The 16,367-nt window shown below is 44.4% G+C and carries 13 protein-coding genes; 6 read left to right on the forward strand and 7 right to left on the reverse strand.

Annotated elements, in window-relative coordinates; genetic code table 11:
• Positions 1 to 375: 375 nt before the first annotated feature.
• The 3 genes from O9X84_RS18985 to O9X84_RS18995 form a co-directional block, all read right to left on the reverse strand.
• Positions 376 to 834 carry a hypothetical protein gene (locus O9X84_RS18985; protein ID WP_269521237.1) on the reverse strand — a complete coding sequence of 153 codons (459 nt, stop codon included), beginning with the start codon at positions 832 to 834 and terminating at the stop codon, positions 376 to 378.
• A 190-nt stretch (positions 835 to 1,024) separates the two neighbouring features.
• Positions 1,025 to 1,789, reverse strand: a complete 765-nt coding sequence (locus O9X84_RS18990; protein WP_269521238.1) for an SDR family NAD(P)-dependent oxidoreductase — start codon at positions 1,787 to 1,789, stop codon at positions 1,025 to 1,027.
• Between the two features lie 43 nt (positions 1,790 to 1,832).
• Positions 1,833 to 2,738, reverse strand: coding sequence for a haloalkane dehalogenase (locus O9X84_RS18995; RefSeq protein ID WP_269521239.1), 906 nt, complete (start codon positions 2,736 to 2,738; stop codon positions 1,833 to 1,835).
• A 243-nt stretch (positions 2,739 to 2,981) separates the two neighbouring features.
• Between O9X84_RS18995 and O9X84_RS19000 the strand changes: the two genes are divergently transcribed.
• From O9X84_RS19000 to O9X84_RS19015, 4 genes are all read left to right on the forward strand, one after another.
• Positions 2,982 to 5,102 (forward strand): 3-hydroxyacyl-CoA dehydrogenase NAD-binding domain-containing protein, encoded by a 2,121-nt coding sequence (locus O9X84_RS19000; protein WP_269521240.1) that lies wholly within the window; start codon positions 2,982 to 2,984, stop codon positions 5,100 to 5,102.
• A gap of 11 nt (positions 5,103 to 5,113) precedes the next feature.
• Positions 5,114 to 6,295 (forward strand): acetyl-CoA C-acyltransferase, encoded by a 1,182-nt coding sequence (locus O9X84_RS19005; protein WP_269521241.1) that lies wholly within the window; start codon positions 5,114 to 5,116, stop codon positions 6,293 to 6,295.
• A gap of 9 nt (positions 6,296 to 6,304) precedes the next feature.
• Positions 6,305 to 8,104 carry an acyl-CoA dehydrogenase C-terminal domain-containing protein gene (locus tag O9X84_RS19010; RefSeq protein WP_269521242.1) on the forward strand — a complete coding sequence of 600 codons (1,800 nt, stop codon included), beginning with the start codon at positions 6,305 to 6,307 and terminating at the stop codon, positions 8,102 to 8,104.
• Positions 8,105 to 8,209: 105 nt separating this feature from the next.
• The gene (locus O9X84_RS19015; RefSeq protein ID WP_269521243.1) at positions 8,210 to 9,133 is read left to right on the forward strand and encodes an alpha/beta fold hydrolase; all 924 of its coding nucleotides are present in this window, start codon (positions 8,210 to 8,212) and stop codon (positions 9,131 to 9,133) included.
• Between the two features lie 137 nt (positions 9,134 to 9,270).
• On the opposite strand, the gene O9X84_RS19020 is transcribed toward O9X84_RS19015, so the two are convergent.
• Both O9X84_RS19020 and O9X84_RS19025 read right to left on the reverse strand, forming a co-directional pair.
• Positions 9,271 to 9,669: a DUF3718 domain-containing protein gene (locus O9X84_RS19020; protein ID WP_269521244.1), complete on the reverse strand. Its 399-nt coding sequence runs from the start codon at positions 9,667 to 9,669 to the stop codon at positions 9,271 to 9,273.
• 328 nt (positions 9,670 to 9,997) lie between these two features.
• Complete coding sequence (locus tag O9X84_RS19025) at positions 9,998 to 10,900, reverse strand: LysR family transcriptional regulator (RefSeq protein ID WP_269521245.1); 903 nt, start codon at positions 10,898 to 10,900, stop codon at positions 9,998 to 10,000.
• A 221-nt stretch (positions 10,901 to 11,121) separates the two neighbouring features.
• Here O9X84_RS19025 and O9X84_RS19030 point away from each other — a divergent pair, with 221 nt between their 5' ends.
• Entirely contained in the window at positions 11,122 to 11,568 is a 447-nt protein-coding gene (locus O9X84_RS19030; protein WP_032096575.1) for a MaoC/PaaZ C-terminal domain-containing protein, read from the forward strand.
• A 372-nt stretch (positions 11,569 to 11,940) separates the two neighbouring features.
• Here the strand turns inward: O9X84_RS19030 and O9X84_RS19035 are convergent, their stop codons facing one another.
• Together O9X84_RS19035 and O9X84_RS19040 are read right to left on the reverse strand one after the other, a co-directional pair.
• Positions 11,941 to 12,096, reverse strand: a complete 156-nt coding sequence (locus tag O9X84_RS19035) for an entericidin A/B family lipoprotein (protein WP_081926709.1) — start codon at positions 12,094 to 12,096, stop codon at positions 11,941 to 11,943.
• A 62-nt stretch (positions 12,097 to 12,158) separates the two neighbouring features.
• Positions 12,159 to 13,064: a mechanosensitive ion channel family protein gene (locus O9X84_RS19040; protein ID WP_269521246.1), complete on the reverse strand. Its 906-nt coding sequence runs from the start codon at positions 13,062 to 13,064 to the stop codon at positions 12,159 to 12,161.
• 410 nt (positions 13,065 to 13,474) lie between these two features.
• Between O9X84_RS19040 and O9X84_RS19045 the strand changes: the two genes are divergently transcribed.
• A complete protein-coding gene (locus O9X84_RS19045; RefSeq protein ID WP_269521247.1) occupies positions 13,475 to 16,195 on the forward strand; it encodes a TonB-dependent receptor plug domain-containing protein in 2,721 nt (906 codons plus the stop codon).
• Positions 16,196 to 16,367 lie beyond the last annotated feature (172 nt).

The raw sequence follows: 16,367 nt of genomic DNA on the forward strand, positions 1-16,367 counted from the left end.
GAATGTTGCAACGGGATATGTGTTTAGCAACTACGCTAAATGATTATGTGCATGAGCCGTATACGAGGCCCGTATGTACGGTTCTGTGAGAGGGATGAGGCGGTGACGCCTCACCCTACTCGATATGTCTGCATAAACATGAGACTGACAAGCGAGTAAAGAAAGTAGAGCAACGTATGCGTTACGTAAAAAACGACTTAGCAGAGTGATTAAGCAGCGTAGTTACTGAGAAAAATCGCAACTGCAAATGAGCGCAATGAACCGGCGCTTTAACTAAGAGCGAAAAATTGGCTAAGAGTGACAAAATAGCGTAGTAAACAGCAGCCGTTTGCTTAACCAGTGAAGCGAGAAAGCCTTAAAGTTGAAGTTTACGCCTTACTCAGGCTGCGACAATGAGTATGGTAAAACAGTATGAATGAGATGTGCCTGCTTTAGAGGCGTTTTACTATTTCGCGAAGTAATAATGCGTTGTGGTACACGGCTAGGCAAGTCGGTAGCGCTTCGGCGAATTTTCTTGAAAATCGGCTGGGCGTGCTCTGAACGATTGAAGTTTGGCTGGTGTTTAGCATCTTCTGCTGCAGCCAAATTGTGAGGAAAAAGGGCAGCCGTTAAACAAGCACTAAGCAAAAAAATGCCGGTAAGTGTTTTCATCGTTGGCTCTCTTATAATGTTTAGTTCAGTCTCCGGTTTATTGCCGTACTTTGTTGCCGTACTTTGTTGCAGTACTTTGTTGCCGTACTTTGTTGCAGTACTGGGTGGACTAACCGAGAGAGAAAAGACGTCAGAGGCGTTTGCACTCGCCTCATTCGTCAGACTTTGTTTGTTCAACTCCATTACAACTAAAGTCGATATAAAACAAAACAGAGTAGCTCATACCATGGTATGAAAATTTATACTGTATGCTAGGCAATGCAGCGGCTTTCTGTTCTGATGTGAGGTTTCTCTATTGGCGGTGAAGCCACTCTCTATTGGCGGTTAGGCCTCTCTATTGGCGGTTAGGCCTCTCTATTGGCGGTTAGGCCTCCTACCACGCGGTGACGCCGCCATCTACTGCTATAGTTTGGCCGTTCATATAGCTGTTTCCAGGAGAAAGAATTAGCATCATAGTGTTAACAATTTCTTGTGGTTCACCAAGGCGTTTCATTGGGCTACCTTGACCGAGTTGAGCTTGTGCTTCTGGTGTATTGTATCCGTCCACATTGAGAATATTTGTCGGGCTGTAAAATGGGCATATCGCGTTCACGCGCACATTTTTTCTCCCGTACTCTACTGCTGCGGTTCGAGTGACGCCGGCAACGGCATGCTTTGCCGCTGCATAGGCTGCGCCTTTCGGTGCGCCGCCAAGGCCAGCAAGAGAACTCACGTTTAACACATGCCCCTTTTTTTGAGCGAGCATGGCAGGAATTTGGTATTTCATGCCAAACATCACGCCTTTTACATTAACCCCAAACTGACTATCCATGATGGCCTCAGTCATTTCATGAACGGGCGCTGGCGTGTGAGCAATACCCGCGTTGTTGACGGCAATATCCAAGCGACCAAATTTCTCCAGCGCTGCGTCTACCAGCGCCTTATTCAGACTTTCATCTGCAATGTTGCCTGCGATGCTCACCACGTCGGTAACACTTTCAAGTTCATTTTTTACCGAGTTGAGCGACGTTTCGTTTATATCGCTGAGCACCAGCTTTGCGCCACGCTGTGCTAGCCCTGTCGCCAAAAGCCGGCCAAACCCGCTGCCTGCGCCAGTAATAAGCACAACGTGGTCGGTAAAGTTAAGTAGTGAATCCATGATGTTTCCTTAATGTGTTCTGAAATATCTAGGTCAACACGCCCTAGTAATTGTGAATAAATGAAATAAGAACCTGAGCTAATTCTTTACCCTTGTCCTCTTGTAAAAAGTGGCCACCAGATTTAATCGTGGTGTGTGTTATTCCTTTGCAGCCTAGAATGGTACGCTGCATAAATTTGTCACCGCCTGCCGTCACAGGATCGCTATCGCTAAAGGCGGTCATAAAGGGTTTGTTGAACTGCTTAAGCGACTGCCAAGCGTTTCGATTGGCTTGAGAGTCTGTGCTGTCGGGCTGTGTAGGAACCAAAAGGGGGAACATTCTTGCGCCCACCTTATAAGTCTCATCAGGAAATGGTGCGTCGTAAGCCGCTTTCACACTATCTGATAAATCGGTTACTGTGCCTTTATCAATGATATCTGAGGTTGGAAACTTCGGTACGTCTTGAGAAAATCGACGCCATGCCGTAAACGCCTTACTGGGCTTTTGGTCGCCCGTGGGTAGCCCGGTATTTGCAGCCACTACACCACAAAAGCGCTCAGGCATATCTGCTACAAGTCGAAGACCTAATAGGCCTCCCCAATCTTGACAGAACAACGTAGCGGGTTGCTTCACGACCTGGTTAAACCATTCTCGTACCCAAATTAGGTGCCTTGCATAAGTGTAGTCACTGCTACGTGTAGGTTTGTCTGAACGACCAAACCCGATAAGATCGGGTGCAAGCACGTTGAAGCCTGCATCAGCTAAAATGGGGATCATCTTTCGATAGAGATAAGCCCAGGTTGGTTCACCGTGTAGTAAAACAACGGGATGACCGTCAGTCGGACCTGCTTGGTAGTAGGCCATGGACAGTTCGCTGCTGACGGTATCGGTTACTTGAACATACTGTGGTTCGTACGGAAAATCAGAGATATTCGAAAAGGCGCTTTCAGGTGTTTTCAGTATCTGCATAGCTTACTTGTCCCTGTAAATTAAATGTAAAATAATTAACGGTATAATAACAAAAACACCCTTATCTCATTCTGTCAATTAATCTGTAACTCCTGTATTACCTAGCGTGAGAGCGGATCCGATGAAAAAACAGGGTTTCCTTGCCGTATTAAATATTGTGATAAATGTCTATAACACCAATAAACTTGGATGATTGGCAACACTGCAATAACATCCGGTTAACGTGATAAACAGGATATGGTTATGACTCAGACGGAAAACAAAGCAGTAGCGTATGATGTGCAGCAAGGTGTTGCCACGCTTACTATGCAGAGTGCACCAGTTAATGCACTTTCTCGAGCACTTCGCGTGGGCCTAATAGACGGCATTGAACAAGCGATAAACGACGAAAGCGTGAAAGCTATCGTGGTGACATCCGCCTTGCCAATATTTTCAGGTGGCGCAGATATTAGCGAATTTGCAGGCGGTGATTTATCACCCAACTTGCCTGAAGTATTAGAGAAGATTGAAAACGCGTCAAAGCCGGTCGTTGCCGTTTTACCGGGGCCAGCGTTTGGCGGCGGTTTAGAAGTTGCCTTAGCATGCCATCATCGCATCACGTTTGCCGACAATAAAGTGGGTCTACCAGAAGTTAATCTAGGCATTTTGCCAGGAGCTGGCGGAACGCAGCGTTTACCTCGCTTGGCAGACGCGCAAACAGCCTTAACAATGATAGTGACAGGTAAGCCCACTTCTGTACTCAAATTACCAGGCGTATTTGACAAGATATCAGATAAGCCGGAACACCTTTTAGAAGATACCAAAGCGTATTTAGCGTCGTTAGGTGGTGCAACAGCTATTAAGCGTACCTGTGATATTTCCTTAACAATGTCCGATGAAACACAAGCCGTTTTTGACGCAGTAGTGGCTCAAACGAAAAAAGCATCAAAAGGGTTTTTCGCACCGCTTAAATGTATCGAAGCGGTTCGCGGCGCATACACGTTAGCTTTTGAAGATGGCCTTAAAAATGAAGGCAAGCTGTTTATGGAGTGTATGAACACGCCACAAGCGCGAGCGCAGCAGCACTTTTTCTTTGCAGAGCGCGCGGCGGGTCATGTCAGTGACTTCGATAAATCAACACCAGAGCGCGCTATTGAGAAGGTAGCCATTATAGGCGCTGGAACCATGGGCGGCGGTATTGCGATGAACTTCGCCAATGCGGGTATCCCAGTAACGATGCTTGAGCTTAAAGAAGAAGCCTTACAGAAAGGGCTCGCTCTTATTCGCAAAAATTACGAAAACAGCGCTAAAAAAGGCAAGCTTACGCAAGAACAAGTTGAATCTCGCATGGCACTGCTTAGCGGCACAACCACCTACGATGACTTAAGTGACGTAGATTTAGTGATTGAAGCTGTGTTTGAAAAGATGGAAGTGAAAAAGACGGTATTCTCAACGTTAGATAGAGTATGTAAACCAGGCGCTATTTTAGCTTCTAATACATCTACACTTGATATCGATGAGATTGCTACGTCGACCTCTCGTCCACAAGACGTCATTGGGCTTCACTTCTTCTCTCCTGCTAACGTCATGCGTTTGCTTGAAGTCGTAAAAGCTGAGAAAACATCGCCTGAAGTTATTAAAACCTGCATGAAGATGGCTAAGCGCATCAAAAAAGTGGCAGTGCTAGTGGGTGTTTGCTTTGGTTTTGTTGGTAATCGAATGATTGAGCCATACGGGCGAGAAGCAAACCGCTTATTGTTAGAAGGCGCTTCACCAGAGCAAGTGGACAAGGTACTTACCGATTTCGGCATGCCTATGGGTCCATTTACAATGGGCGATATGGCTGGGCTTGATATTGGTTACTACGTTCGACAGTCTCGCCAAGAACATATCGCCCACGACCCGGCTTACGGCGCTGTTGCCGACCGCTTGGTAGAAATGGATCGCAACGGCCTGAAGACCGGTCGCGGAACCTATAACTATGAACCGGGCAGTCGCGTTCCTATTCCAGACCCTGAAGTACTCGATATTGCGAAGAAAGAAGCGCAGAGACTTGGCGTAGAGCAGCGCTCTGACATCAGCGATGATGAAATTTTGGTGCGAGTCATGTTCTCTCTTATCAATGAAGGTGCCTGTATTCTAGAAGAAGGCATCGCTGCTAAGTCTAGCGATATCGATGTGATTTACGTCTACGGCTATGGCTTCCCTGTGTTCCGTGGTGGTCCTATGCAGTATGCAGATGAAGTAGGGCTTCAGACTATTCTCGATAAGTTAACCACGTACCGCGACCAACTTGGCGACTACGGAAAGATGTGGCTAGAGCCTAGCGATTTACTTGTAAAATTGGCGCAAGAAGGCGGCAGTTTTAAGCACTATAAAAAATAAGGAACAATACTATGCGTGATGCAGTAATTGTTAGTACCGCAAGAACACCTATTGGCCGTGCCTACAAGGGCGCGCTCAATAATCTACCTGCGCCTTCACTTGGCGGGCATGCGATAAAGCATGCAGTTTCTCGCGCTGGTATTGATCCAGCAAGCGTAGATGATGTTGTGATGGGTGCAGCCCTAACACAAGGCAGTGGCGGAATGAACATTGGTCGCCTAGCAGCGCTTGCTGGCGACCTACCAACGTCCGTTGCTGGAATGACATTAGACAGGCAGTGTAGCTCGGGCATGTATGCTATCGCAACCGCGGCGAATGCTATTCGCACTGGCGATACCAACATCATGGTTGCTGGCGGTTTAGATTCTATTTCACTAGTGCAAAACAAAAGCATGAACATGCATCGTGCGGTAGACCCAGCATTAGTAGCAAAGCATAAAAATATTTATATGCCTATGTTACAAACCGCTGAAGTGGTTGCTAAGCGATACAACATCAGCCGTGATGTGCAAGACGAGTACGGCTATCAGAGCCAAATGCGAACAGCCGCGGCTCAGTCAGCAGGCAAGTTTGATGACGAAATCGTACCGATTACGGCAACGCAGACACTCTTTAATAAAGAGACCGGCGAAACAAGCGAACGCGAAGTCACGCTGTCTAAAGATGAAGGCAATCGTCCAGAAACATCACGGGAAGGTTTACAAAGCTTAAACCCAGTGATTGAAGGCGGGTGTATTACCGCAGGTAATGCAAGCCAACTATCTGACGGTGCAAGCGCTACTGTTATTATGGATGAGCACTCTGCGGCAAAAGGCAAAGGGCAACCCCTTGGTATTTATCGCGGGATTGCGGTTGCAGGATGTGAACCAGATGAAATGGGAATTGGCCCTGTATTTGCCATTCCTAAGCTATTAAAGCAGCATGGATTAACCATGGACGACATTGGTCTATGGGAGCTTAATGAAGCATTTGCAGTACAGGTATTGTATTGCCGTGACAAGTTAGGCATTCCAGACGAATTATTAAACGTTAACGGCGGTGCCATTTCTATTGGTCACCCCTACGGCATGAGCGGTGCTCGTATGGTGGGTCATTCACTCATCGAAGGTAAAAGACGTGGTGCGAAATTTGTTGTTTGCACTATGTGTATCGGTGGCGGCATGGGCGCTGCTGGTTTATTTGAAGTTCTATAGGTAATTAGTATGGAAGGTTATAAAGCTCCACAACGCGACGCCATGTTTGTAACACATGAGCTACTCGACTTTCAAAGTCACTATCAAAAGCTAGGCTTCGATGAAGCCTCTGAAGACTTGGTATCAGCCATTTTTTCTGAAGCAGCGAAGTTTTCAGAAAACACGCTAGCCCCAATTAATCAGTCGGGCGATGAAGAAGGCTGTAAATGGGAAGACGGTGTGGTAACGACACCTAAAGGCTTCAAAGAAGCTTATCAGACCTACGTAGAAGGCGGTTGGCCGAGTATGGCGCATCCGGAAGAGTTTGGCGGACAAAATCTACCTTACTCACTGGCTTCTATTATTGCCGAATGGTTCTCTGGTGCTAACCACTCGTGGGCAATGTACCCAGGCCTAAGTCAAGGTTGTATGGAAACATTAAAAGCGCACGGTACTAAAGAGCAGCAAGAGAAGTTCCTTCACAAGCTTATCAGCGGTGAATGGACGGGCACCATGTGTCTTACAGAAGCGCACTGTGGTTCTGATCTTGGTATGCTGAAGTGTCGCGCCGAGCCACAAGAAGATGGAAGTTATAGCCTTACAGGCACTAAGATTTTCATCTCTGCTGGTGAGCACGATATGTCTGAGAATATCGTACACATTGTGCTTGCCCGTTTACCGGATGCGCCAGAAGGCACAAAGGGTATTTCGTTATTCGTTGTTCCTAAATTCAACGTGTCTGACGACGGCGAGAAGCAAGATAGAAACGCAGTAAGCTGCGGCAGTATCGAACATAAAATGGGCATCAAAGCGAGCGCGACGTGCGTAATCAACTTTGATGGCGCGAAAGGGTTCTTAATTGGTCCTCCTAACCGCGGCTTAAACTGTATGTTTACTTTTATGAACACTGCACGTATCGGCACTGGTCTTGAGGGTTTGGCGGCATCAGAAGCATCTTTCCAGGGTGCGCTTAAGTATGCCAAAGACAGAGTACAATTTCGTTCAATGACAGGACGCAAGAACCCAGACGGTCCTGCGGATCCTATTATTGTGCACCCAGACGTGCGTCGTATGCTGTTAACGCAAAAAGCATTTGCCGAAGGTAACCGTGCTTTAGCTGCGTACTGCATGCAAATGGTAGATGTTACTCTATATGGTGATGATGAAGCCGCTAAGCAGACTGCAGAAGCTAAACTTGCATTCTTGACGCCGATTGTAAAAGCGTTCTTGACTGAAACTGCGCAGGAAACCACAAGCTATGGTATGCAGGTTTACGGCGGCCATGGTTTCATTAAAGAGTGGGGCATGGAACAGCTTGCACGTGATACGCGTATTTGTACTATGTATGAAGGAACCACGGGTATTCAGGCAGTGGATCTACTCGGCCGCAAGGTGATGGGTTCTAACGGTGAACTGCTCAATGTATTTGTTCAGGAAGTTCGCGATTACTGTAACTCTCTTCGTGACAATGCACAGTTTAGCGCGTGGACAAACGCCCTCAATTCTCACCTCGATGAGTGGCAGCAAGTAACCATGGATATTGGTAAAGTTGCGGCGTCTAACCCAGATGAAATTGGCGCGGCGTCAGTTGATTACCTTATGTATTCTGGTTATGTCACAGTAGCTTACTTCTGGCTTCGTATGGCAGTTAAAGCGCAAGAGCAGCTTGATGCCGGAAGCACAGAAACTGAATATTATAAGAGTAAAATACTGACTACAGGCTTCTACTTTGACCGTTTGCTTACTCGCACGCGCTCACTAGTATCAGCGATGCAGTCAGGTGCAGACAACCTAATGTCTATGCCTGAAAGCATGTTTGCCGTTGAGTAATTAACGCTTACAACATCTTGTGGTAAAAGCCGGGTGAGGGTGAATGCGCTTAATACGTATTTCACGCTTCCCGGCTTTTTTATTTCCTGCCTATGAGGGAGTGTTATGTTGCAATCGAAATACGTGACAATTGATGGAAAACGCATTCACTATTTGAGTAAAGAGCCTTTAGCGGAGATAGGTAAAGAGCCTTTAGCGGAGATAGGTAAAGAACTCACCAGCGATAACACATTGTTTGTATTATTTCATGGCTTTCCTGAAAACGCCCATGCATGGGAAGCGTTCATCCGTAGCTTACCTTCGCACTACGATATTGTTGCGCCAGACTTACCTGGTTATCATCTTTCCGATCCCTTAAGTGAGGAACGGCAGTATGAAGTTCCTGCGTTAATAAAACGTATGGCCACCTTTATTAAGAAGGTCAAAAAAGGCAGAAAGGTGATTCTGGTTGCTCACGACTGGGGAGGTGCTATTGCGTGGCCGCTCACTGCCTTTCATCCCGACTTAATTCATAAACTGGTTATATTGAATGCTGCGCATCCATCCACATTCACTCAATCTTTAATCGTAAGCAAACAACAACGGGTGAAGAGCCAGTATATCTCTTCGCTACGTGATAAAAACGCAGTGTCGAGTTTGATATCTACAGATTTCAAGTTACTTAAAGACATGCTTGGAGAAACGTTTTTTGAGCAGCAATGGGATTATGCCTCCACGTTGTTGAATGATTGGAGTCAAGAGGTACGCCTTAGCGCAATGCTTAATTACTACAGATGCATGCCTCAAGATATCCCTCCTGTTGATGCGTCGGACGAAGAACTACAGGCTATACATATTCCCAATATTCATATCGGGGTACCTACGCTAGTGCTGTGGGGAAGAAACGATTTAGCGTTTGATGATGCAGTGCTACATGGGGTTGAAAAGTATGTACCTCATTGTGAGGTTATTTATCACGAAACAGCAACACATTGGATCCACCGAGAGTTTCCAACCTGGGCGTCTGATAAAGTACTAGCGTTTATTTAGCGCCTATTTAACGTTTATTTATCAGTGATAGGAGCTGGGCTATCTCAACTATGAGGTTATATAGCCTATTAGTCTGCCATTAAACCAAAAAAAAGCGCCTTATGAGGCGCTTTTTGTGCTCTAACGATTCGTGAGTCTTAAATCCTGCTGTTTAGCTCTTCAGAGATTGGAGAAGACTGCAGTCCCTGTTCTGCTATCCATGCTTGCAGTGTTTTACCGTCTGCTTCTGGCGTTTGTAAAACTTTACTTGGCATTTTCTTAACCAGTAACGTACCTACTTCAACCGCATTGCTAGAAAGTGCTGTTCTAATCAAGCTTTGCCCACCACACGATATACCCGAGTAATAGTCATGTAATTTTAATCTGTAATCAGATTGTACACTTCGCATTTTTTTACGTAACTCGCCCTTATCGTCAGCTTCTACGATGGTACAGATATTTGCTAGTGCGTCATTGATATCATTTGCTTGAGCAGCGTTTGAAAAGGCGACAGTAGACGCGGCGATAAGTAGAGAAGATTTAACTATTTTCAACATGGTTAAAATTCCTATTCAATATGGGGTGGTTGTTTTGTGTACGACTTAATTAAACGCAATGTCGGGGAAAGCAAAAACATGCAAACAGATAACTAAGTATGAGCGTTCATACCCTATACTAAAGTTCATGCTACTTTAGTGTTGTTTTTAGCTTTTAGTATTAATGATTTGCGTGTTTTTTATGCGCTTTATCGCCAATGATTGAAAATTACACTTTTATTAGAAAAGGGGGGCTAGTGTCGAAAGGCAAACATAAAAAAAGCCCCAATCAGCTTATAAGCGAATTGGGGCTTAGAATAGGGTGTTTAATAATTGATATCTATAAGGCTCAGTGAGGCTTAAAGGTACTCGCTACTTCCATAATCTGCTCTCGCATCCACATATGGGCATAGTCATGGTCAGCACTGACGTGCCAATACAGATAATATTCTACTGGCGGTAAATCAAAAGGCACTTCATAAATAGCAAGGTCGTAGTGCTTGGCCAAATGGAATGGCAAACACGCAATCAAATCGGTCTTAACAATGGTACTTGGCACTGTTAAGAAGTGCTGTCCGCGCATCACTTCTTTCCGACGCTTACCCATTTTATCCAGTGCAACATCGATAGGGCCTGCTCCCGACTTTCTTTGAGATACATTGATATGACCTAAGCGCAAAAACGTTTCTAAATCGAGGCCGTTCTTAAGCGCCGGATGATTTTTTCTCGCTAATACCACAAACCGATCTTGAGCAATTTTATCTTTGCATAAATGGGGGTCGGTAAAGGTAGACGCATCTGCGAAGAAGTCTAACGTGCCACTAGCCATGGCTGATACTATTTGGCTTCGCGGCATTTCGTAGTTGGTAATACCTATATTCGGCGCTAAATTTTGAAGCCGTGCCACTAGGCGGGGCATAATACTCGCTTCTAATAAGTCTCTCGTTGCGAAGTTAAATGATTTCTCCGCCGTGAGAGGGTCGAAAGTATGACTTTCCTGAACACTTCTTCTTAATAAGGCTAACGCCTGTCGAGCAGGGACAATAATATTTTGCGCCACGGGTGTAGGCGTCATACTGTGACCAGTGCGTACGAACAAGGGATCGTTCAGCATTTCCCTCAATCTCGCTAACGAATTGCTCACAGCAGGTTGCGTTATACAAAGAACATCGGCTGCTTTTGTTAAACTGCCAGCTGTATAAATAGCATCAAACACAGCGAAAAGGTTTAAGTCGACTCTATTGAGATTCATAAGTAATCCTTCAGTGGGGCGAGTGCCCTGAAAAAGCCAATAGATAAAACGGAAGCTATGATGACGTAATTAATTGTCACAATTATGTTCACAGCAACCACTAATTGTTTACGAGAGTGTAACAAGAATATTTATAAATACCTATTATTAAAAGTTAATTGAAACATTCATCTTAGTAATAGTAGTTTAGTAACATTACAAATAGGACAGGATACAAACCAATGAAAACACTCATCGATTTATCAGTAGGCGATACTTTTGAACAGTCAGAATGGCTTGTCGTGTCACAAGACATGATAACTCAGTTTGCCAATGCCACTGGCGACCACCAATGGATCCATTTAGATGAAGCACGCTGCGCTAAAGAAAGCCCGTTTAAAACAACCATTGCTCACGGCTTTCTATCTGCATCCTTAATGCCTAATGCATTTTCACAAGTTGTAGGGCACAGCGATAAAATTGCTTCAACCATAAACTATGGCATGGATAAGCTACGCTTTTTAGAGCCTGTGAGGCGTGATGATGCTATTCGATATCAATTTAAAGTCACTGATATTTCTGATAAACCTCAGGGTAAATTGTATAAGGTCGAAGCTAGCTGCATGCTAAAATCAAGCGGAAAACCCGCACTGGTAGGGACTTTTTTAATGCTTGCTGTATTGGCCTAACGCCAACCCTTACGTTTACTTTAAGCTCGGTTTAAGAGTAGGGCGACGAAAATCTGTAAAACGTTTGGATGTTGGGGGTATGAAAAAATGAGGGTGCAGATGAGAAGGACTTGGTGGTTTAAAGGTTTAATGGTTAAAAGGTTTAGTAACGTTAATGCAACTTGAAATAAGCATTTGATAGTTAGCGGCAGCCTTTGCCAAAGTTCAATACAGCTTATGTACAACGAACTTGTAAAAACATAAAGCTGTACACATAAAGCAAAGCCGAAACCAATTCAGCGGATAGTGCGTACCGTGTATATAAAGCACGGCGCACAGTATCCGCTTCGCTGTTTTCACATCGTTGATGTTTTAACTATTAGCTGTACTCGCTTATGACGCGTCGTCAGCGGCATCTTCAATGGCATCGCCAGCGCTTTCAATATCTTCTCCAGCGCCTTCAACCGTGGCACAGCCGCCAATGCTTGCACCCATTACTAGTGCAAAAAACGCAGTTCTTAAAATCTTTGACTCTATTAACTTATTCATAATGTATCTCCGTTTTATGATTTGAATAGTCATTCTATCCATTGGTTGTCGCACATCAGTGTTTACTGAATTTCTTCTCTGTCCTTGAGCATAGTGTCAAGGTTATCGCTCCCTTTTGAATTGAAATCCAAAGTACGAATTGGGAACGGAATTAGAATATCGTTTTCTTCCAGAACGTTTTTAACCGTACAGACTGCATCGTGGCGAACGTCCATGAAGCCATGTTCACCGGGATAGCTTATCCAAAACCACAGCACTAGATTAATACTAGAGTCGCCAAAGGATTCCGCATATACCGCAGTTTCATCATTAATAATGACGTATTCTTTGTCTTTCATTGCCTCGACAATGACCTTGCCGGCTTTCTCAATATCATCGGCATAGGATATGCCAACAGGAACTTCTATCCGCCTTTTTCCAAGGGTGGAGTAGTTTGTAAGAATATTTCTAAACAAAATCTTGTTTGGTATAACTTCTAACTGACCGTAAAATGTTTCTACCAAGGTATTGCGTAAGTTAATACTTTTTACGTTACCAAATACACCCTCGGCTTTTATTACATCACCAATTTCAAACGGCTTGCGGATACCCATTGCGATACCGGCGATAAAGTTCTCTGTCATATCCTGAAACGCAAAACCGATGGCAAGGCCTACAATGCCTGCGCCGGCCAACAATGATGTCACCGTGCCCTTTAAACCCACAAAATCAAGAGCAATAAAAATACCGGCGATCAAAACAAGCGATTTAACAATAGAAGTGAGTAACCCTGCAATCTGGCGAGATTCAAACGTACGACGCATCACAGTACCGGCGATATTTCCGACAATCCTCGCAATAAAGCCAAATGCGATAGCAATCAGCAATGCAACCACTATGTTAGGGAGGATAGTTATTGCGCTTTCCATCCAAGTTTCTAGCTTTCCGGTGAGCAATTTATACACGTCGTCGATGCGAGGTATTTCCATAAGCGTGTCGTTTTCTTCTATTTGAGACTAATAGAGAAGAGCTAACAAGAACCGTTCCGTTTTTTCAAATCGTTTAAGATTATGAATTTGTTGAGGTTTATATTTCATCCATAACAAGAGAGCTGCAGGTTGTGAACTAATTTCACGCCTAATCCGCAATTTCTACCCATTATTATCGATATTCACCGAAAGAGTTATCCTAAAGTATAACTGGTAAGACCATGTGTAAAATTAATGTAAACATATTATTCACAATAAATTTACAAACTTAGGAATCAGGCATAGTATCAATTTGAGGACATAGGTTGTTTATGTCCTTATAAAAATAACAGAAAATCGAATAGCAGGTCGCTAGCGGAACGCGAGATTATATTTGCCGGTAGTGAAACGCCCAGATTTGGAATCACACTATGAAATTGAATACGCGTAAAACTGCAGTTGCTGCTTATGTTGGCGCTGCATTACTTTGCTCTCCCATGATCGCAACAGCCCAAGAAGCTGACACCGAAAATGAAAAAGAAGCGAAACGGGATGTTGAACTTATTCTTGTTACCGGTAGTTTCGTTCGTCGCAGCGAAAACTTTGAATCTCCTTCTCCTCTGGCAGTGGTAGACAGCGTCGCAATCGACTCGATTGGTGCAAAAAATATCGCTGATATCACACAAACGCTTACTATTAATTCAGGCGCCGAAAATAACCCAGACGCGTTCACTCAGAATGCGACAGCGGGTACCTCAAACATCAATTTAAGAGGTTTGGGTGTTGCTTCAACGTTGGTTATGCTCAACAGTCGACGTCAAGTGGTCAACTCTCAACAAACCAATGAAGGTTTAAACTTCGTTGATACAAGCTCTTTAGTACCGATGATAGCTATCGATCGTGTTGAAATTATCAAAGATGGTGCGTCTGCTCTTTACGGCTCAGATGCTGTCGCGGGTGTAGTCAACTTCATAACAAAACGCAACTATGAAGGTGCTAAAATTACAGCTGATTACCAAGATGGCGCACATGGTGATAACTCTGAGTATGTACTACAAGGATTGTGGGGGGCCAGCTCTGATAGTGGAAATGTGATGGCTGCTGTAAGTTATACAAGTCGCGACCCATTGTTCTTGTCAGACAGACGCCTATCTCGCCCACAAGACGATAGTAGTAATTTAGGTAATCCAGGTTCGTATTTTGGTGTACCCGGAATTCCTCCAGGCGTTCCCGTTATTGATCCTACAGGTTGTGCAGAATTTGGCGGTAATGCAAATATTGCAGCTACCGTTCCTTATCCTGGTTTCGGCTCGCTTGATTTAGGAACTTGTCAATTTGATTTTGGCCCAGGATATTCTTACGTTCCCGAAGAGAGTCGTCTAAATATATTCGTGAAATCTGATTACGAACTGTCAGACACTCTCATGTGGGCCACGGAATTTGGAATGGCTCGTAACCGTGCTGAACGTGGTGGAGCACCAAGTTTTCCAAATTTACGCGGACCGGTAGTGCCAGCTACTCATCCGGATAATCCGTTTGGTACAGCAGTCCAGTTTTTAGGACGAGCGGAAGGTAATGGTTTTGAGGCAGATCCTGCCAACACTGAATCAGAAACATTTCGTTTTAATACAAGTCTTAAAGGTGAGCTAGATAATGGCTTCTGGGAAATTAGTTATACCAATGCAAAAAATGAGTTTTTATTTAGCGTTGAAGATGTTTTAAACACGGAGTTCAATCTAGCACTGTCAGGTTTCGGTGGAGCTAATTGTGATCCAAGTAGTCCAGCATCGGTGCCAGGTCAAGGTTCTTGTGAATACTTCAACCCTTTCGCTACGTCATTTACTACCTCACCAAACTCTCAATACGTTATAGATTCGTTTTCAGCGGACCAAGTCATTGACTCTGAGTCAAAACTGCAAGTGTTTGAAGGTTTCGCTTCATTCGATGTCTTTGAAATGGATGGAGGGTTTGCTGGTCTTGCCATTGGGATGCAGTACCGTGAAGAAGAGCTGAGCCAAGATTATGATCAATTGTCAAATCAGGATAGCTTTTCCTTCGTTATTGGTAACCCTGATTTCAGTGGTGAGTTGGATGTATGGGCGGCCTTTGCTGAAATGGCCTTGCCTGTAAACGATCAATTAGATATTCAATTGGCCCTGCGATATGAAAATTACGGCGGAAGTATTGGTGATACAATAGACCCTAAAGTTGCATTCAATTATCGCTTTTCTGATGACCTCTCTTTGAGGGGATCTATTTCTACCTCATTTAGAGCACCATCGATATTTATGCGAAATGGTGGTGCAACAAGCCTACAACAGCTGACAGACTCAGTGGTACAAGGTAATGCATTCGCTGCGGTTCGCACCGTTGGTAATGAGGATCTAACACCTGAAGAGTCTACAGCATATAACCTTGGCTTGTCCTTTGAACCATTTAAAGATTTATCAGTGGAACTCGATTACTGGAATTTTGAGTTTGAAGATTTGATTATTCAGGAAAGTGCACAGGCGCTCTTAGACCTTAATCCAACCGACACGTCGCGTATAATACGTGCGGGTGACCCACTGACGGGACCAGTGCTTCAAGTTAACAATACCTTTGTGAATGCGAGTTCCTTAGAAACCAACGGAATTGACTTTGTAACAAGCTACAAAATTGAATCTGAATTGGGTACATTTGTACCTAATATATCGGCCACTTACGTATTAGGCTATGACCTAAATGATCCGCAAGCAGGGCAAATTGATGGTGTTGGTAGAAGAAACTTTACGAATATAGGCGTATCTTCACCAGAGTTGCGAGCCAATCTTGGTTTAACGTGGAGAAAAGAAGCATATAGTGCCAATCTTTTCGTGCGCTATACAAGCAGCTACGATGATGACCAAAACTGCGCTGACGGAACTATAATATCACAGGGCTGTGGCAATGCTGGTCTGAAAGAGATTGAAAGCCACGTAACTTTTGATGCTCAATTTAATGTGGACCTCAGTGCCTTGATTGACACTCAAACTTCTTACCTATTAACAGTGGGGGGCATTAATTTAACTGATGAAAATCCTCCTCAGGTATTCACAAACAGTGGTTTCGACTCTAAGGTTCACGATCCAAGAGGTCGTCAAATATATGCAAGGCTTGCTGTTGAGTTTTAATAGTTAGCTTTTTATATAAAAATAGCAAAGCCGGCTTCGATGCCGGCTTTTTTGTTTGCCCAGCGAAGCTGGCAAACCCAGCAGGACAATAGATGCCTGCATCACCCTGATTGAGGGGAAGATAATCCGAATCGCAAGGGCGTCACTGGCCAACGGTGGGGTCTGAAGGAAG

It is taken from the genome of Alteromonas sp. BMJM2, from assembly GCF_027257845.1.
Taxonomy (GTDB): domain Bacteria; phylum Pseudomonadota; class Gammaproteobacteria; order Enterobacterales; family Alteromonadaceae; genus Alteromonas.